At 63.1% G+C, this 22,513-nt stretch carries 23 protein-coding genes and 1 pseudogene; 5 read left to right on the forward strand and 19 right to left on the reverse strand.

What is annotated here, in order from left to right:
* Positions 1 to 29: 29 nt before the first annotated feature.
* From lpxB to AC04SI_RS24660, 13 genes and pseudogenes are all read right to left on the reverse strand, one after another.
* Complete coding sequence (lpxB, locus tag AC04SI_RS24600) at positions 30 to 1,196, reverse strand: lipid-A-disaccharide synthase (protein ID WP_404276777.1); 1,167 nt, start codon at positions 1,194 to 1,196, stop codon at positions 30 to 32.
* A complete protein-coding gene (locus tag AC04SI_RS24605) occupies positions 1,186 to 2,088 on the reverse strand; it encodes an LpxI family protein (RefSeq protein ID WP_404276779.1) in 903 nt (300 codons plus the stop codon). Before AC04SI_RS24605 ends, lpxB begins: the two co-directional genes overlap by 11 nt.
* The gene (gene lpxA / locus AC04SI_RS24610) at positions 2,075 to 2,908 is read right to left on the reverse strand and encodes an acyl-ACP--UDP-N-acetylglucosamine O-acyltransferase (RefSeq protein ID WP_404277127.1); all 834 of its coding nucleotides are present in this window, start codon (positions 2,906 to 2,908) and stop codon (positions 2,075 to 2,077) included. The genes AC04SI_RS24605 and lpxA overlap by 14 nt, the downstream gene beginning before the upstream one ends.
* Positions 2,909 to 2,921: 13 nt before the next feature.
* Positions 2,922 to 3,383: a 3-hydroxyacyl-ACP dehydratase FabZ gene (fabZ, locus tag AC04SI_RS24615; RefSeq protein ID WP_120016200.1), complete on the reverse strand. Its 462-nt coding sequence runs from the start codon at positions 3,381 to 3,383 to the stop codon at positions 2,922 to 2,924.
* A complete protein-coding gene (gene lpxD, locus AC04SI_RS24620; RefSeq protein ID WP_404276781.1) occupies positions 3,376 to 4,431 on the reverse strand; it encodes a UDP-3-O-(3-hydroxymyristoyl)glucosamine N-acyltransferase in 1,056 nt (351 codons plus the stop codon). Before lpxD ends, fabZ begins: the two co-directional genes overlap by 8 nt.
* 77 nt (positions 4,432 to 4,508) lie before the next feature.
* Entirely contained in the window at positions 4,509 to 6,881 is a 2,373-nt protein-coding gene (bamA, locus tag AC04SI_RS24625; RefSeq protein WP_404276783.1) for an outer membrane protein assembly factor BamA, read from the reverse strand.
* 218 nt (positions 6,882 to 7,099) lie between these two features.
* A complete protein-coding gene (gene rseP, locus AC04SI_RS24630; RefSeq protein WP_488475050.1) occupies positions 7,100 to 8,242 on the reverse strand; it encodes an RIP metalloprotease RseP in 1,143 nt (380 codons plus the stop codon).
* A 124-nt stretch (positions 8,243 to 8,366) separates the two neighbouring features.
* On the reverse strand, positions 8,367 to 9,182 hold the full coding sequence (locus tag AC04SI_RS24635; protein WP_404276786.1) for a phosphatidate cytidylyltransferase: 816 nt from the start codon (positions 9,180 to 9,182) through the stop codon (positions 8,367 to 8,369).
* Positions 9,183 to 9,193: 11 nt separating this feature from the next.
* Positions 9,194 to 9,925 (reverse strand): annotated as a pseudogene (locus AC04SI_RS24640) (isoprenyl transferase); the annotation flags it as partial.
* Positions 9,926 to 9,945: 20 nt separating this feature from the next.
* Positions 9,946 to 10,500: a ribosome recycling factor gene (frr, locus tag AC04SI_RS24645; RefSeq protein WP_006205169.1), complete on the reverse strand. Its 555-nt coding sequence runs from the start codon at positions 10,498 to 10,500 to the stop codon at positions 9,946 to 9,948.
* Between the two features lie 94 nt (positions 10,501 to 10,594).
* Positions 10,595 to 11,317, reverse strand: a complete 723-nt coding sequence (pyrH, locus tag AC04SI_RS24650) for a UMP kinase (RefSeq protein WP_006205168.1) — start codon at positions 11,315 to 11,317, stop codon at positions 10,595 to 10,597.
* A 158-nt stretch (positions 11,318 to 11,475) separates the two neighbouring features.
* Positions 11,476 to 12,585 carry an aldo/keto reductase gene (locus AC04SI_RS24655; RefSeq protein WP_488475051.1) on the reverse strand — a complete coding sequence of 370 codons (1,110 nt, stop codon included), beginning with the start codon at positions 12,583 to 12,585 and terminating at the stop codon, positions 11,476 to 11,478.
* A gap of 38 nt (positions 12,586 to 12,623) precedes the next feature.
* The gene (locus AC04SI_RS24660; RefSeq protein ID WP_488475052.1) at positions 12,624 to 13,151 is read right to left on the reverse strand and encodes a nuclear transport factor 2 family protein; all 528 of its coding nucleotides are present in this window, start codon (positions 13,149 to 13,151) and stop codon (positions 12,624 to 12,626) included.
* A 115-nt stretch (positions 13,152 to 13,266) separates the two neighbouring features.
* Here AC04SI_RS24660 and AC04SI_RS24665 point away from each other — a divergent pair, with 115 nt between their 5' ends.
* On the forward strand, positions 13,267 to 14,193 hold the full coding sequence (locus tag AC04SI_RS24665; protein WP_488475053.1) for a LysR family transcriptional regulator: 927 nt from the start codon (positions 13,267 to 13,269) through the stop codon (positions 14,191 to 14,193).
* Positions 14,194 to 14,214: 21 nt separating this feature from the next.
* On the opposite strand, the gene tsf is transcribed toward AC04SI_RS24665, so the two are convergent.
* The 6 genes from tsf to AC04SI_RS24695 form a co-directional block, all read right to left on the reverse strand.
* Positions 14,215 to 15,138, reverse strand: coding sequence for a translation elongation factor Ts (tsf, locus tag AC04SI_RS24670; protein ID WP_404276791.1), 924 nt, complete (start codon positions 15,136 to 15,138; stop codon positions 14,215 to 14,217).
* A gap of 117 nt (positions 15,139 to 15,255) precedes the next feature.
* Positions 15,256 to 16,038 carry a 30S ribosomal protein S2 gene (gene rpsB, locus AC04SI_RS24675; protein WP_006205162.1) on the reverse strand — a complete coding sequence of 261 codons (783 nt, stop codon included), beginning with the start codon at positions 16,036 to 16,038 and terminating at the stop codon, positions 15,256 to 15,258.
* A gap of 177 nt (positions 16,039 to 16,215) precedes the next feature.
* Entirely contained in the window at positions 16,216 to 16,827 is a 612-nt protein-coding gene (locus AC04SI_RS24680; protein ID WP_404276794.1) for a LysE family translocator, read from the reverse strand.
* Entirely contained in the window at positions 16,824 to 17,102 is a 279-nt protein-coding gene (locus AC04SI_RS24685; protein WP_006205160.1) for a DUF4031 domain-containing protein, read from the reverse strand. The genes AC04SI_RS24680 and AC04SI_RS24685 overlap by 4 nt, the downstream gene beginning before the upstream one ends.
* Positions 17,103 to 17,162: 60 nt before the next feature.
* Positions 17,163 to 18,461: a hypothetical protein gene (locus AC04SI_RS24690; RefSeq protein WP_404276796.1), complete on the reverse strand. Its 1,299-nt coding sequence runs from the start codon at positions 18,459 to 18,461 to the stop codon at positions 17,163 to 17,165.
* Between the two features lie 100 nt (positions 18,462 to 18,561).
* Positions 18,562 to 19,389 carry a cell envelope integrity EipB family protein gene (locus tag AC04SI_RS24695; protein ID WP_192178773.1) on the reverse strand — a complete coding sequence of 276 codons (828 nt, stop codon included), beginning with the start codon at positions 19,387 to 19,389 and terminating at the stop codon, positions 18,562 to 18,564.
* A gap of 138 nt (positions 19,390 to 19,527) precedes the next feature.
* Here AC04SI_RS24695 and AC04SI_RS24700 point away from each other — a divergent pair, with 138 nt between their 5' ends.
* From AC04SI_RS24700 to AC04SI_RS24715, 4 genes are all read left to right on the forward strand, one after another.
* A complete protein-coding gene (locus AC04SI_RS24700; protein WP_404276799.1) occupies positions 19,528 to 19,992 on the forward strand; it encodes a RidA family protein in 465 nt (154 codons plus the stop codon).
* 13 nt (positions 19,993 to 20,005) lie between these two features.
* Positions 20,006 to 20,734 carry a glycerophosphodiester phosphodiesterase gene (locus tag AC04SI_RS24705; protein ID WP_404276801.1) on the forward strand — a complete coding sequence of 243 codons (729 nt, stop codon included), beginning with the start codon at positions 20,006 to 20,008 and terminating at the stop codon, positions 20,732 to 20,734.
* A gap of 41 nt (positions 20,735 to 20,775) precedes the next feature.
* On the forward strand, positions 20,776 to 21,990 hold the full coding sequence (locus AC04SI_RS24710) for a GNAT family N-acetyltransferase (protein ID WP_404276803.1): 1,215 nt from the start codon (positions 20,776 to 20,778) through the stop codon (positions 21,988 to 21,990).
* A 74-nt stretch (positions 21,991 to 22,064) separates the two neighbouring features.
* On the forward strand, positions 22,065 to 22,496 hold the full coding sequence (locus AC04SI_RS24715; RefSeq protein WP_404276805.1) for an HIT family protein: 432 nt from the start codon (positions 22,065 to 22,067) through the stop codon (positions 22,494 to 22,496).
* The last annotated feature ends 17 nt before the right edge of the window (positions 22,497 to 22,513 follow it).

Here is a 22,513-nt window from a genome sequence, read left to right on the forward strand (position 1 = left end):
ACGCGAAAAAGCGCCCGTAAGGGCGCTTTTTATTTGATGTGCCGGAGGACGACTTCCGCCGCGATATCGCCGGAGGGCCGGTTCGTGGCCATACGCTTGGCGATCTCGGCGAAACCGTCTTTCTGCCAGGCGCGCATGCCGGTGTCGGCGAACAATGCTTGCAGTTGCCGGGCGAGGTTTTCCGGCAAGACATACTGGTCGTAGAACTCCGGCACGAGCGCGCGGTCGGAAATCAGATTGGGCAGCAGCGCCGACCAGACGGAAATCAGATGCGGCATGACGAGCCGCGCCACGGGATCGAGCTTGTAGCAGGACACCATCGGGACACCTGACAGCGCAAGTTCGAGCGACACCGTTCCCGAGGCGATCAGCGCCGCGTCGGCCTTGCCGAAGGCCTGCCATTTGCGCTCGGGCTCGAGGATGATTTCCGGCTTTTCGTCCCAGCTTGCGACCGAAGTCCTGACCAGGTCGGCAACATGCGGCACGGTGGGCAACAGAAGGCGCAGGCGATGACCGCGCTGGTGCAGCACCGACACCGTCTTACCGAACGCGTCGATCAGGCGCCGTACTTCGCCACGGCGGGAGCCGGGCAGCACGAGCAGTGTCTTCACGCGATCTTCCGAGAGGTCGCGCGCTTGGCCTTGCGCCCTGGCTGCAGCAAGCACGCCCGGATCCTGTGTCAGGCGGTGGCCGACATAGGTGCCGGGTGGCCCGCCGAGACGGGCCAACGCCTTCACCTCGAACGGCAGGATGCACAGGATGTGGTCGACATAGGGCTTCATCGCCACCGCCCTGCCCGGCCGCCACGCCCAGACGCTTGGGCAGACATAGTGGACGATCGGAATGGCCGGATCGGCGGCGCGGACCTTGCGGGCCACACGCAGCGAAAAATCCGGGCTGTCGATGGTGATGAGGCAGTCGGGTTTTTCGGCGGCGATCGCGCCTGCAGTCTGGCCGATGCGCCTGATCAGGCGCGGCAGGTCACGCAGGATAGCACTGAACCCCATCAGCGCGATCTCGCTGCCGTCGAACAGGGATTTCAGCCCGAGCGCCTGCATATGGCGGCCGCCTATGCCGACAAGCCTGATTTCGCGGCCGGTCGTCCGCTTGAGTGCGGCAATAATGTCGGCGCCAAGCAGATCGCCGGATTCCTCGCCGGCGACGATGGCGATCTTGAGCGGCTTCTCAGTGACCATTAGCCGGCTCCGCCGCTGCCAGACCGACGACAAACAGACCAAGCGCGTTGGCGCGCGCGATGGTGGCTGGGCCTTCCAGAATGAGCGAACGGCCGGCTTCGATGGCGATGCCGGCAAGTCCCGCTTCATGCGCTGCCTCGACCGTCAGCGGACCGATGGAAGGCAGATCGGCGCGCAACTCCTGACCGGGCTTGGCGCATTTGACCAGCACGCCGCGCGTCTTGCCGGCGATCCGGCCATGGTCGCGCAGTTGCCTTGTCCGCTCGAGCAGCCCATTGGTGCCCTCGATGCCTTCCAGCGCAATCACCCGGCCGCCGATCGCGACTGCGGCCTGGCCAATGTCGAGCGCACCGATGGCCTTTGCCGCTGCATGGGCAGCATTGATGTCGCGCCAGTCGGATTTTCGCGGCTCCGCCCTGGTCAACGATCCTTCGGCCGCGGCCAATTCAGGCACGATCTCATGGGCGCCGACGATCTTGATCCCCCGCGCTTCCAGAGCGCGTGCCACGACCTTCAACAAGCCGTCGTCGCCGCGGGCCAGCGCCATGACGACCACGGGAAGCACGGCGATCAGACTGAGGCTCGGACGCAGGCCGGTCAGCCTTGGCCGACGCCTGATCTCGCCCGCAAGCACCAGATGGGTAATCCGGCGCCGTTTCAGCAACGGTACGAGCGAACCGATATCTTCCAGGGCAAGTGTCTCTTGCTCGTAACCGGCGAGATCCGGCTTACGGTCGACTTCGCCTTCCATCAGTATGATGAAGGGCGGATAGCCTCGCCCGGCCAGGCCGGCCGCTACCTCGACCGGCAGGCTGCCGCCGCCGGCAACGATGCCGACCCTGGCGCCCGGCGGAAGATCAAGTCTCGTCCCGGCGGTCTCAGCCTTCGTCATCGGCGTCGTCGCCGTCGCCACCTTTGAGCGACGGGACGGCATAGTGCCGCTTGCCGCGACTGGCGATGAAATCGATGATTTTCATGGCCGTCGGCGACGAGGCGAATTCCGCCTTGGCAAATTCGATGTTCTCGCCAACGGTCCGGGAGCGGTCGAAGATCGTCCTGTAAGCCTTGCGCAGCACATGGATTTCGGCGCGCGGCAGGCCGGAGCGCTTCAGGCCGATGATGTTGAGGCCGCGAAGGCTGGCGCGATTGCCGACGGCAATGGCGTAGGGAATGACATCGCCGACGACGGCTGAGCAGCCGCCGAGAAAAGCGTTGTCGCCGACGCGAACAAATTGGTGAACGGCGGTCAGACCACCGATATAGACATTGTCGCCGATCTCGCAGTGGCCGCCCAGCGTCGCCCCGTTGGCGAAGGTGGCGTTCTTGCCGACGACGCAGTCATGGGCGATGTGGGCATAGGCAAGGAAATTGCCGTTGTCGCCGACCGTCGTCTCGCCGCGGCTGGAATCGGTGCCGAGATGCATGGTGACGCCTTCGCGGATCGTGCAGTTCTCACCGATGACAAGGGTGGTGCGGCCACCCTTGTGCTTGGTGTTCTGCGGCGGCGCGCCCAATATCGCCATCGGATAGACCTTGGTCGCGGCACCGATGGTGGTCGCGCCCATTACCGAAACGTGGCTGACAAGCTCGACGCGGTCGCCGATCACCGCGTCGGCGCCGATATGGCAGAAGGGGCCGACACGGACACCTTCGCCGATTTGAGCGCCCTCTTCGACGACGGAGGAAGGATGGATTGAAGTCTGGATTTTCATGAGCATTCGATTGTCAGACGCTGGTGACCATCATCGCCGAAATCTCGGCTTCAGCGGCCTTTGCGCCGTCCACCAGAGCCTCACAGGCGAATTTGAGCAGGTTGCCGCGTTTCTTGATTTTCTTGACGTGGATCCGCAACTGGTCGCCCGGGACGACCGGTTTGCGGAATTTGGCGTTGTCGATGGTCAGGAAATAGACCAGCGACGGTTTCTCGGTGGCGAGGCTGCGGATGCAGATGGCGCCAGCGGTTTGCGCCATGGCCTCGACGATCAGCACCCCCGGCATCACCGGTTGGTCCGGGAAATGACCCTGGAAATGCGGCTCGTTTATGGTCACGTTCTTGATGCCGACGGCGGACTCGTCGCCGTCGATATCGACGATGCGGTCGATCATAAGGAACGGATAGCGATGCGGCAGGAGCTTCATCAGACCCAATATGTCGACCGCCTCGAGCGTCGCCACCATGTCAGCCATTCCCGTCGCCCTGTTTGCGTGTCCTGGCGAGCTTGCGCAGCATGGCGATCTCGCGCATGGCCTCCGCCATCGGCTGCGCCGGGTAGCCTCCCCAGATCTCGCCTGCCGGGACGTTGCTCATGAATCCACTTCTCGCCGCAAGCTTGGCCCCTGTCCCTATGGTCAAATGATCGGCAAGCCCAACGCCGCCGCCCATGGTGACGTTGTCGCCCACCACGACGGAACCGGAAATACCCGAAAGACCGGCAATAATGCAATTGCGGCCGATGCGGACGTTATGGGCGATCTGAACCAGATTGTCGATCTTGGTGCCCTGGCCGATGATGGTGTCGGACATGGCGCCGCGATCGACCGTGGTGTTCGAGCCGATCTCGACATCGTCCTGGATGATGACGCGACCGATCTGCGGCACGCGCTCGGGGCCCTTGGCGCCGCCTACGAAACCGAAGCCATCCTGACCGATCCTGGCGCCGCCATGGATGATGACACGGTTGCCGATCAGCGCATACTGAACGCTGGTGCCCGGGCCGATATAGCCGTCGCGGCCGATCTGGCAGGAGTGGCCGATGACCGCATGCGGGGCGATGACGGTACCACCGCCGACGGATACACGGGGGCCAATGACCGCGCCGGCCTCGATGATGGCGCCGGTCTCGACATGCGCCGATGGGTCGATGTGGGCATGTGGCGAGATACCGGTTTCGCCGGTCATCGGTCCCGGGGTCGCAGCCTGCGGAAATAGAAGACGCCCGACCAGCGCAAAAGCCTGCTGCGGGCGCGGGTGAACCAGAACGGCGATGCCTGCGGGAGCCTTGCCAGCGAATTCGGCCGGACAAAGAACAGCCGCGGCCTTCAACGACTGCATCAGGGCGAAATTGCGCTTGCCGTCGACAAAGACGAGCGCGTCCTGGCCGCCTTCATTGGCCGGCGCCAATGCCTCGATCGAAATAAGGGATTGGCCGGAATCGACAAGCTGCGCGCCGGTCAGATTCGCGACTTCGCCAGCCGTATACCGGCGTGAGGGCGCGAAGAACACCGGATCGGTCATTCCAGAAGCAATATCCAGCTAGGTCGGATCACTCTCTTCCGGACCGCAACCGGCCCGGAAGCAACGTCACCCGCGGATCAGAAACGGGTCGCTATGCCGAAGTTGAATTCCTGCACGTCGTCGGTGGCTTGCTTCTTGACCGGGATCGCATAGTCGATGCGGATCGGACCGAAAGGCGATGCCCACATCAGGCCGACACCGACCGAAGCGCGCAATTGCAAGTCAGCTGACGCCTGATTGACCAGAGCTTGGTTGGCGATCTTGTTGCCGTAAAGCGTCGCCGCATCGGCAAAGACCGCGCCGCGCAGGCCGAAGCTTTCCGGAATGACCGGCAGCGGGAACTGGGCTTCGGCCGAGGCGTTGAAGTAGGTGGTGCCGCCGAGATGGTCAGTATTGTTATCCTCGGCGACCGGACCGATGCCACCATAGGCAAAGCCGCGGATCATGCGTTCGCTGCTCTGGAAATGGTCGAAGATGCGCAGGCCGTCAGAGCCGTAGCTTTCGACATGGCCGGCGCCCGCGGACACAAGCCCGACCAGATCGAGCTGCTCCGACAGGGTCTGGTAGACACTGCCACGGCCCGTCACTTTGACGAATTTGGCGTCACCGCCGAGGCCAGCCACTTCCGTGGTGACGTTGGCGTAGATGCCCTCATGCGGGTTCTTCATGTCGTCGATGGTGTTGTAGACTAGTCCGACACTGACCGACGACTTGATCCAGGGACTTTCCGCAATGCCGTCCTTAATGGCTTGCGAGACGTCGCAATCGCCCAGCACGCCGTCGCCATTGTCATCGCAGTCGTCGTCAAACTTATATTTTTCCTGCGCGATATTGTACGCCAGCTGCGTCGAGATGTCGTCGGTGATCGGCAGGCCGAAACGAACGGTCGCCCCCAGCGTCTCGCTATCATATTTGTCGTAGTTGCGCGTCTGCTGGTAGATATCGAAGCCGGCAGCGATACGGCGCCCGAGGAAATAGGGCTCGGTGAAGGAGAGGCTGTAGTCGCGCGAATTCTTGCCGCCACCTGCCGAAAGCTTGATGAACTGGCCGCGGCCGAGGAAGTTGCGCTCGGTGATCGAGCCTTCGACAGAGGGGCCTGCCGTCTCGCCGCCGGTCGAGTAGCCGGCGCCGACCGAGAACTCGCCGGTCGACTTCTCGACCACGTCGACCACCAGCACAACCTGATCAGGCTGCGAGCCGGGCACGGTCGAGATGTCGACTTTCTCAAAATAATCCAATGCTTCCAGGCGCTTCTTCGCGCGCTGGATCAGAACCTGGTTGAAGGCGTCGCCTTCGCTGACGTCGAATTCGCGACGAATAACATAGTCGCGCGTGCGATCGTTGCCGCGGATCTCGATGCGCTCGATATAGGCTTTGGTGCCCTGGTCGATCGTGTAGACGACCGAAATGGTGTGGTTCTCGAAATTGCGGTCGCCACGCGGCGTCACCTGGGCGAAGGCATAGCCGGAACCGGCGACCTTCTCGGTCAGCGCGATGATCGTGTCTTCCACGTCCTTGGCGTTGTAGACGTCGCCCTTGTGGGTCTGGACCACTGATTCCAGCGACTTGCTGTCGACCTCGGGGATCGTGCTCTCTACGCTGACGTCGCCGAACGTGTAGCGGTCGCCTTCCTGCACGGTGATGGTGACCGTGTACTTGTTGGTGGTGTCGTCGAGCTCGCCGACCGCGGAGACGACCTGGAAGTCGGCATAGCCGTGATTGTAGTAGAAGCGGCGCAGCAGCTCCTGATCGGCGCGCAGCTTGTCCTCGTCATAGACGTCGTCACGCAACACGAACGAGAGCCAGGACGAGCGCTTCGTGGCGATGACGTCCGAAAGCCGGCGGCTCGAATAGGCGCTGTTGCCGACGAAATTGATCGACGCGATCTGCGTGCGGCCGCCTTCGTTGATGTTGAAGACCACGTTCACGCGGTTGTCGCCGAGATTCATGATCTGCGTGGTCACGGCGGCATCGTCGCGGCCGATCCGGCGATAGGCGGCCTTCACCGCCTCGACATCGGAATCAAGCGTGGCCTGCGAGAACGTTCCGCGCGGCTTCAACTGGACCGCGATCGCAAGGGCGTTGTCCTTGAGCTTCTTGTTGCCCTGGAACAGAACCTGGTTCACGACCTGATATTCGGAAACCTTGACGACCAGGGAGGAGCCGACCTGATTGATCTGGACGTCCGAGAACAGTCCGGTGCCGAACAGCGCCTTCACCGCATCGTCGATATCGGAGCTGGAAAAGGCCTTGCCTGGCTTGATCTGGATGTAATTGCGGATGGTGTCGGCGTCGACACGCTGATTGCCCGAAACCTCGATTCTCGAGACAACGGCCGCCTCGGCAGCCGATGTGGCAACGAACTGCACTGCGAGCGCGCCTGGCACAACCAGAGCGGCGGACAAGGCCACCGCGGACGCGGCGCTCAGAAACTTGGATGCTGCCTTCATCGGGCTTTTGTACCTTTTCTCGAAGTCCCCACGGCGAGAAAACCGGACGTGCGGTAAATTTCCCATACCGTAATAACCGGATTTTCCCTACACGCAAGGCTTCTGGTTAATTTGTATTTACTTAACCCTGATGCGTGGCTTTCGCGTCACGCATATCCCCGTGCATGGTAAACGGCGTCTCAACATTGACGGTGCCGAAGTCAAATTCCTTCATGATTTCAGCACCCAAACAGATCATTCCAGAATACGAAACCCATAAAGCCTAAAACCAGAATCAGCCCGGCCCGGTAGGCCATCTCCATCATCCGTTCCGAGACCGGCCGCCGGATGACGGCCTCCACGCCGTAGAACAAGAGATGGCCGCCGTCGAGGGGGGGAATCGGCAGAAGGTTCAGAATTCCTATCCCGACTGACAGGAATGCCACAAGCTGCACCAGCCACTCGAAGCCAAGTTTTGCCGCCTGGCCGGACATTTTGGCGATCTTGATCGGGCCGCCCAGCTGGCATTTGTCCTCGCGGCCAGCAACGAAGCGTTGCAGGAACTGGCCGGTGCGCTGAATGACGTGGCCGGTCTCCTCGACGGCCGCTCCCACCGCGCCGACAGGGCTGTACGTGATCAGCCGCGGCTGGCCGAGTTCGGTGTTGTTGGCGACGCCGATCACGGCCACCTTGACCTTGTTGCCCAGCGCGTCCTCCTGCTCCATCAGCTCCGGTGTCGCGGTGACGGTCACCTCCTTGCCATCGCGCAGCATGGTGAAGGTGATGGCGTCGCCGGCACGTCCGGAGACCAGGCGCTGGACGTCGGCGAAGGTCTCGATCTTGCTGCCGTCGACGCTGACGAATCGGTCGCCGGGCTGGATGCCGGCCTTGGCCGCCGGACTGTCGGCCCTGACTTCGGCCACTGTCGGCTCGAGCACGGGCCGGCCATAGACCGAAAACAGCACCGCAAAGACGGCAATCGTCAGCAGGAAGTTGAACAGCGGCCCGGCCACCACCGTCGCCGCGCGTTTCCAGATCGGCTGGGTATGGAAAGCAACCTCGCGTTCGGCATCGGTCAGCGTTTCCATGTCCTCGGCGCTGGGTTGGCTCGATGTGGCATTCATGTCGCCGACGAATTTGACATAGCCGCCCAGCGGTATGGCGCTGAGTTTCCAGCGCGTGCCATGGCTGTCGTTGAAGCCGAAGAGTTCGGGTCCGAAGCCGATCGAAAAGGCTTTCACGCCGATTCCGCACCAACGACCGATCAGGTAATGGCCCATTTCATGGACGAAGACGACTACGGTCAGTACGAACAGGAAAGGCACCAGCGTGCCGAGGACAAAGCCTTCCGTGCTGAAGACCGCGTGAAATATCTCGTTCAAGTCATGCCCTCAAATTCGCCCGCGGCGCAGGTCGCACCGTGACTGTGACATCAATCCAGGCGAATCCGTGGCGCAGCCGGTTCTTTGGCATGCAGGCCCGTTCTTCGCCATGCAGTCGTGTCATTTAGGCCGGAAACAGCCACTGTGCCGGATGGTCGGCGCTCGCCGAAATCCAGCCGATGACGTACAGGGCGAAAGCCGCCGCGACAAGCCCGTCCACCCTGTCCATGACACCGCCATGGCCTGGGATCAGCGCACCGGAATCCTTAGCACCGTGGCGGCGCTTGACCCAGGATTCGAAAAGATCGCCGGCCTGGGAGATGACCGACAAAGCAAGCGCAACAACGCCCAAGATACCGAGGTTGCCGGCACCTGCGACGGTCGCAAGAAGCAGGCCGGCGACCACGCCGCCGATGGCGCCTCCCAGTGCTCCGCTCTGCGTCTTGCCCGGCGAAATCGACGGCGCCAGTTTCGGCCCACCGACGGCGCGGCCAACGAAGTAGGCAAAGATGTCGGTTGCCCAGACCACCGCGAACAGGAACAGGATCGCGACCAGGCCGGAACGGTCGCCATCGCGCAGCAGTGCCAGCGACAGGCCGGAAAGCGCCGCATAGGCAATGCCGGCCGCATCCCATTGCGCGGCTCCGCGCATTTGTGCACTGAGCGCCGCGGCCACAACCAGTGCGGCGACAAGGGCAAGCAGCCAGGAGGCCGGCAGGCCGGCAATCAGCGCGCCGACGAAAACCAGAAGCAGCGCTTCGGGCAGGAAGCCGAGGCCCGCGCCGGCGGATGGCCGCGCAATGCGCGACCATTCATAGAAGATGGCGGCCGCGATCGCCGCACAGAGCAAACGGAAGGGTAATCCGCCGAACCAGGTCAGGCCAAGGGTGATGACTGCCAGCACCAAGGCCGAGACGACCCGCAGCTGGAGGTTGCTCATATGAGCGCCGGTCACGAAGCCACGTCTTGGGCGGCAAGGCCGCCAAAACGGCGTTCGCGGCTGGCAAAATCGCGCAGCGCGTCGGCCAGGTGCTCGCGGCTGAAGTCTGGCCAGTAGCAGGGCAGGAAGACCAGTTCGCTATAGGCCGCCTGCCAAAGAAGGAAGTTCGACAGCCTGAGTTCGCCGCTGGTGCGGATGACCAGCTCCGGATCGGGGATGCCTTCGGTATCGAGAGAACCGGCAAACATGTCGGCGGTGATCGCCTCGCTGTCGATTTCGCCGCGCGCGGCTGCTGCGGCGAGCTTGCGTGCCGCGCGCACGATCTCGTCGCGTCCGCCGTAGTTGAAGGCGATGACCAGGGTCAGCGCTTCATTGCCCGCGGTCAGCGATTCGGCTTCCTGGAGCAGACCCCTGATATCGGGCTGCAGCCCTGCCCTGTCGCCGACGATTCGCACCCGCACGCCGTTCTGGTGCAGTTCGGCGAGGTCGCGGCGGATGAACAGCTTCAAAAGGCCCATCAGGTCGCTGACTTCGGATTTCGGCCGCGACCAGTTTTCCGACGAGAAGGCGTAGACGGTCAGGAAGGAGATGCCGAGGCCGGGAGCGGCGCGCACCGTCTTGCGCAGCGCCTCGACACCGGCGCGATGGCCGGCAAGCCGCGGCATGCCGCGCGCCTTGGCCCAGCGTCCGTTTCCGTCCATGATGATCGCGACATGCGCGGGCGTTGCCATAGTCTCGCTTTCGGGCCGGTGAAAGACCGACCCTAAACCTGCATGATTTCAGCTTCCTTATCGGAAAGCAGGTGGTCGATAGTGCTGATCATCTCGTCGGTCAGCTTCTGGACCTGATCGGAGCGCTTGCGATGATCGTCCTCGCTGATGTCGCCGTCCTTTTCGGCCTTCTTCAAGAAATCCATCCCGTCGCGGCGGACATGGCGCACGGCGACACGGGCGTTCTCGGCATAGCCATGCGAGATCTTGACCAACTCCTTGCGGCGCTGCTCGTTGAGCTCAGGCAGCGGTATCCTCAGATTGGTGCCGTCGACGATCGGGTTGAAGCCGAGATTGGATTCGCGGATGGCGCGATCGACAGCGCCGACCATGGCCTTGTCCCAGACAGAAACCGAAATCATGCGCGGCTCCGGCACGGACACGTTCGCCACCTGGTTGATCGGCATGGCGGTGCCATAGGCCTGGACCTGGATGGCATCTAGCAGGTTGCTGGAGGCGCGGCCGGTGCGCAACGAAGCGAGATCATGCCGGAATGCGGCAATCGCCCCATCCATGCGCCGCTTGAGGTCGTCGAACTCACCACTCATCTTCATCTCCTCGACCCGTTAGCCGGGTTCACTGCTTGTGTTCGAGCCTTGTTTCGAAAAAAACCGGTGCCCAGGTTTTCGAAACCGCTCCGGATCAATCGTCCGCAACGACTGTACAACGGCCGCCGCCCCTCAGAATATCGCCAAAACCACCCTTCTCGTGGATCGAATAGACGATTATCGGAATGTTGTTTTCCCGCGCAAGTGCAATCGCGGCCGTATCCATGATGGAAAGGCCTTTGTTGATGACTTCGGCATGGCTGATGCGCTCGAAGCGCGTCGCATTCGGGTCTTTCTTGGGATCGGCCGAGTAGACGCCGTCAACCTGGGTGCCCTTGAACAGCGCATCTGCGCCGATTTCGGCGGCGCGAAGGGCAGCGGCCGAATCGGTGGTGAAGAACGGGTTGCCGGTGCCGCCGGCAAAGATCACCACCTTGCCCTGGTTCATGTAGGCGGTCGCCTGGCGTTGCGAGAAGCTCTCACAGAGTTCGGGCATGGCGATGGCCGACAGCACCACCGCGTCGACGCCAATCTTGTTCAGCGAGGTGCGCAGCGCCAGCGAGTTGATGACGGTGGCGAGCATGCCCATGTGGTCGCCGGTGACGCGGTCGCCGCCTTTCGATGCAACCGCGACGCCGCGAAAGATGTTGCCGCCGCCGATGACCACACCCACTTCGATGCCCAGAGCACGGGCTTCCGCGATGTCGGCGGCGATGCGGTCGACAACCGAGACGTCGATGCCAAAATGCTGTTCGCCCATCAGCGCTTCGCCCGACGCTTTCAACAAGACACGTCGGTAGAGGGGCTTCGCCGTCATCTGGTCCTCGTCTTTTTGCGTGTGATGCGCCTGGGGTGGCAGGCGCGCAGGCGCCGCGCTCCTAACACCGGCGCGATGCCGAGTTCCGATACACGAAGGGCGCCGCGATGTCACGCGGCGCCCTTTGGCAATTTCCCGGCTGTTTTGGTCGCGGCCGGTCATGTGCTGGTGACGCTGACGGCCTCACCTTCGATAAGCACCTGTGGCGCATAGCCGGCAGGCTTGTCGCCGGTCGCGGCACCGCCGGTAACCCGGGCCTGTATCTCGGAACCGAAATACGAGTAGGGAAATGGTACCGGCGATCTGCTGGCCGAATCCAGCCTCTGGCGAAGGTCGGCGGGGATCGAGAAGTCCAGCGCCCCGAGATTGTCCTGCAACTGGCCGAGCTTTGTAGCCCCGAGAATGACGGAGGCGACGCCCGGCTGCGTCGCCACCCAGTTGAGCGCGATTTGGGGCATGCTGCGGCCGAGTTCGGCAGCGACCTTTTCGAGCTCGGCAACGATCTTCCAGTTGCGCTGCGTGAATTTCTGGAACCCCGGATGGGTGGTGTTGCGGAAACCATCGAGCCGCCCGGAATTTCCGGCCTGCGCGGGACGGTATTTGCCGCTGAGCAGGCCGCTGGCCAGCGGACTCCAGACCATGATGCCGGCGCCGTGACGCGTGCCGAAGGGTACGAATTCGTGCTCGATCGTGCGCTCGGCGAGCGAGTATTCGAGCTGCAGGGCCGAAACCGGCTCGTAGCCGCGCAATTCGGCGATCGCCTGCGCCCGGCCCGCATACCACGCCGGCACGTCGGAAAGGCCGACATGGCGGACCTTGCCGGCGCGCACGAGGTCGTCCAGCGTGCGCATGACCTCCTCGGCCGGTGTCAGCCTGTCCCAGACATGCAGGAGATAGAGGTCGATATAGTCCGTGCCCAGTCGCCTGAGCGACGCTTCCACCGCGCGCATGATGTTCTTGCGCCCGTTGCCGCCGGCATTCGGATTGCCGGGCTGCGTGTTCATGGTGAACTTGGTGGCGATCACTGCCTTGTCGCGCAGTCCGCGCTCGGCCACGAATTCGCCGAGCCAGGTTTCGCTCGTGCCGCCGGTGTAAAGGTCGGCGGTATCGAAGAAATTGCCGCCTGCCTCGACATAGGCGTCGAACATGGCACGGGCAGTTTCCCTGTCGGCCCCCCAACCCCATTCGGTTCCGAAAGTCATGGTGCCCAAAGCCAGCCGGCTCACCCGCAGACCGCTGTTGCCGAGATTGTAGTAAGTCATCGTCATGATGTCGTTCCGATCCAGATCAAGATTGATGCCGCCGGTCAGTGGCCGGGGGTGGCTTTGACCCACGGGTTGCCGCGCTCATGCGTCATGCGGAATGTGAAGCCATCCACTTTCCAGCCGTCTTCCGAACGGGTCAGGTGGTGCTTGTAAGTGCCCCAGACTTCCCAGAGCGGGTCGCCATTGCCCTCCATCCGGTTCCAGGCGTAGCCGTTTGACGACACCGTGGCGCCGTTGCCATCGATGGCAACCTGGTGGTTGGTGCGCAGGTGCAGGCTTGTCTTGCTGCCCTTCAGATTCGCCGCCCAGGTCCCGATCAGGTCGTCGGAGGCAATGGTGGCCGGAGGCTGTCCACTCAGGCTGCTGAAGTCGACTGTCACCCGCTCCGCGAAATAGCTGCGGGCGAGTTTCCAGTCCTGCGCGTCGACGGCGCGATCGATGGCGTCGGCGATGCGAATGACGGCGCGCTCGTCGGCGAGCGCTCGCCACTCTGATAACTCGGCCCCACCGGCATCGACTGGCGCCAGCGCAATGCCTGCCGCGAAGGTGACGTTTCTCAACGCGTTCATGACTCTTCTCCCTTGTGCATCAGCCCGCCGCCGATGTGTTGAGGGCAATGTGGGGCAATGCGCCGGCATCGAGAAGATTGCATTGTTCGCAAGGACTATGCGATATTGTTCATGAATGGACCGGGACCTGCTCAGCCATCTGCCTGTCGTCGTCGCCGTCGCCCGGCGCGGCGGCTTCGCGCTTGCCGCGGCCGAACTCGGCATGAGCCCCTCGGCGGTCAGCCATGCGGTGCGTCTTGTCGAGGAGCGGATCGGCCAACCGCTGTTCGCGCGCACCACGCGCAGCGTTTCGCTGACGGAAGCCGGCAAGGCATTGATTGAGACGGCGGCCCCTGCCCTCCAGGATATCGCCGAGCGGATGGATCGTATCCGCGGCATCAAGGGGCGCCCGGCAGGCCAGCTCAGGATCAACGCCTCCAACATCGCGATCCCCCTAGCGGTGACGCCTGTGGTGACAATGATGGCGGAACGCTATCCGGACGTGACGGTCGAAGTGGTCGCCGACCAGGGGCTCGTCGATATCGTCGGAGAAGGTTTCGACGCCGGCATCAGGCTCGGCGAGATGATCGCGCAGGACATGGTCACGGTCCGGCTTACGCAGCCGTTCAGCGCCGTCATGGTTGCCACTCCCGCCTATATCGGGCGGCATGGTCGTCCGCGCGATGTGGCCGATCTGGCGAACCACAATTGCATCGGCTACCGGCTCGTTCGCAGCGGTGCGCTCTATCGCTGGGATCTGGCGGAGGACGGCAAGGACGTTTCCGTGGAAACGCGCGGCACGGCAATCGTAACGGATTCTCTCGCGGCGATCGATCTCGCGCTGGCCGGAGTGGGGATCGCCTATGTCTTCGAGCCGCTGGTGCGCGCGCACATGGCCACCGGTCGCCTCGTGCAGATCCTGCCGCAATCGGCGATCGAGGAACCCGGCCTGTTCCTTTACTTTCCGCGCCGGGCGTCGATGGCGCCGAAACTCAGGGCCTTCATCGACACCGCACAAGAAATCGGCCGGGCATCCTCGCGGACGCCCGGCCGTGCTGCCTGAGCAGGGGAGCTCTTTTCAGAGCTATTTCTTGACCGCCGCAGCGACTTCCGCCGCGAAATCGGTCTCTTCCTTCTCGATGCCTTCGCCGAGCGCGAAGCGCAGATAGGCCGTAATCTTGGCCGGCGCGCCGATCTCCTTCTCGGCATCCTTCAGCGCCTTCTCGACGGTGATGTCGGGATTGATCACGAAGGCCTGCTTCAAAAGAACGACCTCCTCGTAGAACTTGCGCAGGCGGCCCTCGACCATCTTCTCGATGATCGCTTCCGGCTTGCCGGACTGGCGTGCCTGGTCGGAGAAGATCGCCTTCTCACGCTCGACCGCGGCCGGATCGATCTGCTCGGCGGTCAGCGCCATCGGGTTGGTGGCGGCGACATGCATGGCAACTTGGCGGGCAAAAGCGTTGGCCGCCTGCTCGTTGCCGGTGGTCTCGATGGCGACCAGCACGCCGAGCTTGCCGAGACCGTCGGCAACCGCGTTGTGGACATAGGTGGCGACAACGCCGTGCTCGACGGTAAGCTTGGCCGAGCGGCGGAAGCCCATGTTCTCGCCGATGGTGCCGACCGCGTCCTTGATGGTGTCGGTGACCGACTTGTCCGAGCCCGGATATTTGGCCGCTGCGACCACATCGGTCTTGCCGCCATAGGCGAGCGCGACCTTGGCGACGTTGGCGACGATCTCCTGGAAAGCGGCATTGCGGGCGACGAAGTCGGTCTCGGAATTAACCTCGACGACCGCTGCTTCGCGGACGCCGGAATCAACACCGATCAGGCCCTCGGCAGCGGTGCGGCCGGCCTTCTTGTCGGCCTTGGAGATGCCCTTCTTGCGCAGCCAGTCGACGGCCTCTTCCATGTTGCCGTTGGTCTCGTTCAACGCCGCCTTGCAGTCCATCATGCCCGCGCCGGTCAAGTCGCGGAGTTCTTTGACCTGTGCAGCCGAAATGCTCATTGTCGCCTCTTTGTTTCAAATGCGCCGACGCACCATCGATTCCCGATGATGCGCCCGACACCAGCGCTTAACGCGCCAACATATTGGAAAGATGAAGGCCGCAACCGGCCTTCGCTATTATGCTTCCGGAGTTTCGGCAGCCGGGGTCGGATCGAGCGCCGGCTCGACCGGAGCCTCGACCGAGGCGCCGATGTCGACGCCGAGCGCGCCCTGCTGGCGAGCGATGCCGTCGATCGCAGCCTTGGCGATCAGGTCGCAATAGAGCTGGATGGCGCGGGCCGCGTCGTCATTGCCGGGGATCGGGAAGTCGATCTTGTCCGGATCGCAGTTCGAATCGATGATGGCGACGACCGGAATGCCGAGGCGCTTGGCCTCGAGGATGGCGATCGCTTCCTTGTTGGTGTCGATGACGAACATCAGGTCCGGGGTCGAGCCCATGTCCTTGATACCGCCCAGCGCCTTGTCGAGCTTCTCGCGCTCGCGGTCGAGGTTGAGGCGCTCCTTCTTGGTGAGGCCCTGGGCCTCGCCGGCCAGCAGCTCATCGAGCTTGCGCAGGCGCTGGATGGAGTTCGAGATCGTCTTCCAGTTGGTCAGCATGCCGCCGAGCCAACGCGAATTGACGTAGTACTGCGCCGAACGCTGCGCGGCATCGGCAACGATGTCGGACGCCTGGCGCTTGGTGCCGACGAACAGCACGCGGCCGCCCTTGGCGACGGTGTCGGACACCTGCTTCAGCGCCTGGTGCAGCAAAGGCACCGTCTGCGACAGGTCGATGATGTGGATGTTGTTACGGGCGCCGTAGATGTAAGGCGCCATCTTCGGGTTCCAGCGGTGGGTCTGGTGGCCGAAGTGAATGCCAGCTTCCAAAAGCTGGCGCATGCTGAAATCAGGCAGAGCCATTCTTAGTTCCTTTCCGGTTAGCCTCCACGGACACAGGCATTTTTGGACTTATGTCCTCGAACGCCACCGGAGGTTTCAGCCGGATTTCTCCCGGGCAGACACCAAAGTCCGTGTGTGGAATGAGCGGCCATATAGAGGGGATGCGCGACAAACGCAAGCGCTGCGCCGTCTTATGGCTCAGCGTGCGGCGATCAGCGCACCGGTGCCGATCATGGCGCTGCCGGCAAACCTGTTCATCAGGCGCATGCGGCCCGGCGTCCTGAACCAGCCGGAAGCCCTTCCGGCCAGAGCGGCATAGACACCCATGGTGACGATGTTGACGCTGATCACGACGGCAATCACCAGCACTCCGTCGGCGAAGGTCATCGTATCGAGGTCGAGGATCAGCGGCATGATGGAAGCGTGGAACAGGATCGCCTTCGGATTGCCCAGGGCGATGGACGCACCGAGGAAAAACGATCGGGCCAGCCTTGGCTGCGCCGCAGTTGGCCCATCGGATTGCGCGGCTGCCGACCGCCACATCCTGATGCCAAGGAACACCAGATAGGCGGCACCTGCATATTTCAGGGCGAGAAACACCCATTCGAAGGTCTTCGCCAGCGCCACAAGGCCGAGCAGCGCCAGGATCACCAGCACCGCGTCGCCGGCGGCAATGCCGACGCCGGCCATGAAGGCGCGAACGAAGCCGCGCGAGACGCCGTTGGTGATGACCGCAAACATCGCCGGACCGGGCGTTGCCGCCGCAAGCGTGATCGCGGCGCAGTAAGCCAGAAATGCCGTCAATGTCATGGGCGTCTCTTCCCGTTCGGCACTCGCACCCGCCGGAAGATCGCGACGATCTCCTCGCGGCTGCATTCGATGGCGCCGAGCCGCACCGCGCGGTCGCGCTCGAAGCCGGTTATGTCATAATGCGGCGCCGATGTCCTGGGTGGTCCTTGATAGGATGAACGCTTGACGCCGAGCGCGGCCGCAAAGCGATGCAGTTCGTCGGTATCGTCGGCCATCAGATGGCACCAGCGATGGCCGGCCCATTTCCAGATTGCCGCATCGACATAGACCGCCATGAGGCTTGCCGCACTCCCGATTTCTCTCTGGCAGCCATGCGATTAGCCCGGCGTCCAACCTCAGCGATGATAGAAGGGATTCGGATAGGAAATGAAGCCGCCACTTGCGTCGAGACCGGCCACGATACCGCTGATGGCTTCCTGCATACGCGACCGCAATTCGTCGAGCGCCTCGTCGACCGAGCCTTCAAAGGTATGCAAGCCCAGCGGTTCCGGCACGCGGATGTGGGCGCGGCGCGGTCCGGCCGGCTGCGGAATGAAGCGGTTGAGCGTATCGCGCAGTCCACCCTTGCAATAGTCGTTGCGGATGCGCTTCAGATGCTCGGCGATCTCCTCCTGCGTGACCGTCGGACTGACTGACGCCCAAGGCCCGACCCGCTGCAGGCGCTGGATCGTCTCGGTAAGCGCGCGGACCTTTTTCGATCTCTCGGCGTCACCGGCGTTTTCACGCAGCCAGCGGCGTGACAGGCGCAGCAGTTCGATGATGTCGCCGAGGGCGCTGTCGGCCGAAATGACCTCGCCGAGCCGGTGGCTAAGTTCGACCAGCAACGCCTTTTGCAGCACGTCGTATGGGACCCGCCGGTCGGACACCATGCCCGAGGCGGCCACGTCGCGCGACAACAGCGTCGAATAGATATGGTGGACACGCTCCGGCAGCGTATCGGCGGAGCGGCGGTCGATCCCCAGCCTGCGCTCGACATAGGTGCATTCCTTTGCCAGCCCCGGCTCGACATTGCCGGTGAAGGCGAGCTTCCAGACCACCGGCGCGACCCAGACCTTGAAATCGGCAGCCGTGGCGGGGCCGCGCTTCAGCGCCTCGAGCCCCATCTCGACGGCACCCGGAAGCAGCGGCGCGACGACATTGCCGTGCCAGCCGACGCTGCCTTCCGGGTGCAGGAGCACGCCGTGCCCCTGCAGCGCCCAGCCGACCGAGTGTTCCCTGGCCGCTGCGCTGTTGCCGGGGATCTGGGCGATCAGATTGTTGGCCAGCCAGAATTTCTGCATCGGCCGGCCGAGCCCGTTGACGACCCCATGCGTGGCCCAGGAGGCGGCGAGCGGGCTGACCTGCGAGACGATCTCCTTGTCGATCATCCAATCGGTGAAGAACTCGGGATGGTTGGGGGTGATGAAGGTCGCCTTGCCGGCGCCGCAGCAGGCCTTCAGGCGCTCCCGGTCAGCGTCGGGAAAGTCGATGTGGCGGACATTGGCGACGCCGCGCAGCCCGGCCAGCCGGTTGAACGGCAAGAGATCGCGAAACCCCGGCACGCCGCGCAGCATGACGATCCGGTTGAAGACCGTCATGACCCTGATCAGCGCCGGATTGGGCCGCGGCGCCACGAACACGTCGATCCTGCTCAAGCTGCACTCCCCCCGAATATGCTTGAAGGGAAAGCTGGGGCCTGATTGCGGCGCGTTCAAGTCGGTCGCCGGGTCGTGGTTAACTCAAAGCGGGGTGGCGCTACTTCGCCGGACAGGGCTTCGACTGGTCGAACAGGGACAGGTTGACCAGCTTGCCGGTCATCGAGAACTCGCCATAGTCCATGGTGAGATCGCGGGTGATGCCGTTCTCGTGCAGCTTGAAGCTGATCCGGTATTCCGGCACCTCTTCGCCGGTCTTGTCGGTGTCGTCGAAATAGGCGATGTCGACCGGCCAGTATTTGTCGCCGGCAAGCTTGGCCAGCGCCGGCGCTTCCGGGTCGGCCTTGTCGCCGTCGGCCTTCTTGCCGACGATGACGGTGGTGGTCATCACCTTGTTGGCGTCTTCCGAGCCGTCGAAGAGATTGGTTTCGTAGAAATTTTCGCCCTTTTCCGCCTTGCCGATCAGCTCGACCAGATGCTGCGTCGGAAACTGGGTGGCGGCGAGCTCCAGGCTGTTCTTCTCGGGCTTGTCGATATCGACCTTGAGGCCCTTGGCCTCCTTGGTCGCGGTGCCCTTGACCTCCTTGTCGAGGTTTTGGTCGACGAAGGATTTGGTGACGAAGGAGAACGTCTTGCCCTCGGCATCCTCGAAGGTGGTCGTCTGCTGGTCGGTCAGCCTGGTGTTGTCGTTGGTGACGATCTGGGTGACGAAGCGGAACTTGACCGTATAGCCCTCGCAGGGCGAACCATTGAACTCATAGACCATGCGGCCCGATATGCCGGTGATTCCCGAGCGATCGGAGGCCTTGCTCAAGGTGAGATCGTAGACGGCGCGATGCGCCTGCAGGGCCGGCACGGCAAAGGCTGGAGCCATCGAGAAGAGCGTTGGCAGCAGGACGGCGTGGAAGGCAAGGCGCGTTGCGCGCATATGGTGCTCCGATCGTCGCGGCTGATGGCAGGCCGCAGGGAAAGATGGTCCAGCTTAAAAAAAGTCATGGCGGAAGCGAGGCAAAAATAGCAATTTCGGCCCGGCTAACGCGGCGCCTTCCAGCAATAGGGAAAACCAATGAGTGAAACAATCGAAAAGCGGCTAAGTGATCTCGGCGTGACGATTCCTGCCGCCGCCGCGCCCGCCGCCAACTACGTGCCCTATTGCCGAACCGGCAACATGCTGTTCACCGCCGGGCAATTGCCGCTCAAGGACGGCAAGCTGCAGGCGAGCGGCCTGCTGGGCCGCGACGTCGACACGGCAGCCGGCCAGGAAGGCGCAAAATACTGCGCGATCAACATTTTGGCGCAGGCCAAGGCGGCGCTCGGCGATCTCGAGAAAATCCGCCGCGTGGTGAAGATCACCGTCTTCGTCGCATCGGCGCCGGGTTTCGTCGAGCAGCATCTGGTCGCCAATGGCGCTTCCGATTTTCTGGTCGCAGCACTTGGCGAGCGCGGCAAGCATGCCCGCTCCGCCGTCGGCACCGCCTCGCTGCCGCTTAATGCCGCAGTGGAAATCGAAGCGATCTTCGAAGTCGAATAGAGCAGGCGCAATCATGACTGATCTTTCCTGGCTGACGGCCCGCCCCGTCGCGCATCGCGGCTTCCACGACATGAACAAGGCGCGTTGGGAAAACACGCTGTCGGCCTTCGCCGCCGCCACCGAGCGCGGCTATGCGATCGAATGCGACGTCCACCTGTCGTCGGACCGTATCCCCGTCGTCATCCATGACGGCGACCTCAAGCGGCTGACCGGCCAGGACGGTTTCGTCTGGCAGCGAACGGCGGCAGAGCTGACGACGCTGAAGGTCGGCGGCACATCGGATCACGTGCCGACGCTGCAGCAGGCGCTCGATCTGGTCGACGGCCGCGTGCCGATGGTCGTCGAACTGAAGGGCGTTCCCGGTCACGACCAGGGCCTGGTGGAGAGCGTCGGCAAGATGCTCAGGCGCTACAGGGGCAAGGCCGCGATCATGTCGTTCGACCACTGGTTGATCCGCGACTTTCCGAAACATGCGGCCGGCATCCCCGGCGGACTGACAGCCTATGGCAAGGACAACCAGCTGATCGAAGCACATTTCTCAATGCTGGCGCATGACATCGCCTTCACCTCCTATGCGGCGGGCGACCTGCCGAACCCGTTCGTCAGTTTCGTGCGCGAGCGGTTGAAAATGCCTGTCATCACCTGGACCGTGCATGACCAACCGGCGGTCGACCTGACCTTCAGATACGCCGACCAGATGACGTTCGAAGGTTTTGAACCCGATCTCGTAAAGGTGGCGTGATCCAGGCTTGCACGGCCCCATAGGGAGCTTAAATAAGCCTCATGGATCAGGGTGACGACGGCGATGGGCAAACGGCGAATGGGGAGTTTTCGATCCGTGTCGCCGCCGGCATCGGCGCCTTCACCTGCGATGAGTGGAACGGCTTTGCCGGCACCACGAGCGGCGATGCAGAAAATGGCTACAACCCTCTCGTTTCATACGCTTTTCTGAGCGCGCTCGAGGATTCCGGCTGCGCCGTGCGGCGCACCGGCTGGCAGGGCCATCACCTCAGGCTGGAGAGCGCGCAAGGCAGGCTGCTCGGGGCCGTGCCCTGCTATCTGAAATCGCACAGCCAGGGCGAATATGTCTTCGACCATGGCTGGTCGGATGCTTTCGCGCGCGCCGGCGGGCGCTACTATCCGAAGCTGCAAAGTGCTGTGCCGTTCACGCCGGTCACAGGTCCTCGCCTGCTGGTCGGCAAGGGTGAAGACGAAGATACGGTGAAGGCCGGCCTTGCCGCTGGTCTCAAGATGGTGACCGACAAGCTCGGCGTGTCCTCCGCGCATGTCACCTTCGCCAGCGAGAGCGATGTCGCGACGCTGGAGGCGGCAGGTTTCCTGCACCGCACCGACCAGCAGTTCCATTTTTTCAATGAAGGCTTTTCGAACTACGACGACTTTCTCGCCACGCTCGCCTCGCGCAAGCGCAAGGCGATGAAGAAGGAGCGGCGCGAGGCGCTCGCCGACGGCATTTCGATCGACTGGCTGACCGGCAAGGACCTAACCGAAAAGGCCTGGGACGAGTTTTTCGCCTTCTACATGGACACCGGCAGCAGGAAATGGGGCCGGCCGTACCTTAACCGCGAATTCTTCTCGATGATCGGCGAGCGGATGGCCGACGACATCCTGCTGGTGATGGCCAAACGCAATGGACGCTACATCGCCGGCGCCATCAACTTCATCGGCTCCGATGCGCTCTACGGGCGCAACTGGGGCTGCATCGAGGACCACCCGTTCCTGCATTTCGAGGTCTGCTACCACCAGGCGATCGACTTCGCCATCGAGCACAAGCTGAAGGTGGTCGAGGCCGGCGCGCAAGGTGAGCACAAGCTGGCGCGCGGCTATCGTCCGGTGACCATGCATTCGGCGCACTACATCGCGCACCCCGGCCTGCGCAACGCGGTGGCTGACTATCTCAGGCGGGAACGCCGCGAAGTCGAGCGGATGGGCGAATATCTTGAGGACCACACGCCATTCCGCAAGGACCTGGCGGAATAGCTGAAGCCTGGTCGGCGTCGCCTTGCCGCGCGATGGCCGCTAAACGGGCTGGACAATTATCTGGAGGGCACGCCATGGCCGAAGCCACCTACGATCCCGGCAACATCTTCGCGAAAATCCTGCGCGGCGAAATCCCGTCGCATCGCGTCTATGAAGATGACGCCGTTGTCGCCTTCATGGATGTGATGCCGCAAGGGACCGGTCATACGCTGGTGGTGCCAAGGGCGCCGTCGCGCAATCTGATCGACGCCGATCCGGCGACATTCGGTCCGCTTTTTGCGGTTGTGCAGAAGGTTGCGCTGGCGGTCAAAAAAGCCTTCACCGCCGATGGCGTCACCATCCTGCAGTTCAACGAACCGGCATCGGGACAGAGCGTCTATCACCTGCATGTGCACGTCATTCCGCGCTTCGACGGCATTCCGTTGAAGCCGCACTCCGGACAGATGGAGAAGCCGGAGGTGCTGGTGGAGAACGCCGAAAAGATACGGGCCGCGCTGGGAAGCTAAGCCGGCCGCAACCGAAG

This window comes from Mesorhizobium sp. CNPSo 4689 (assembly GCF_057784325.1).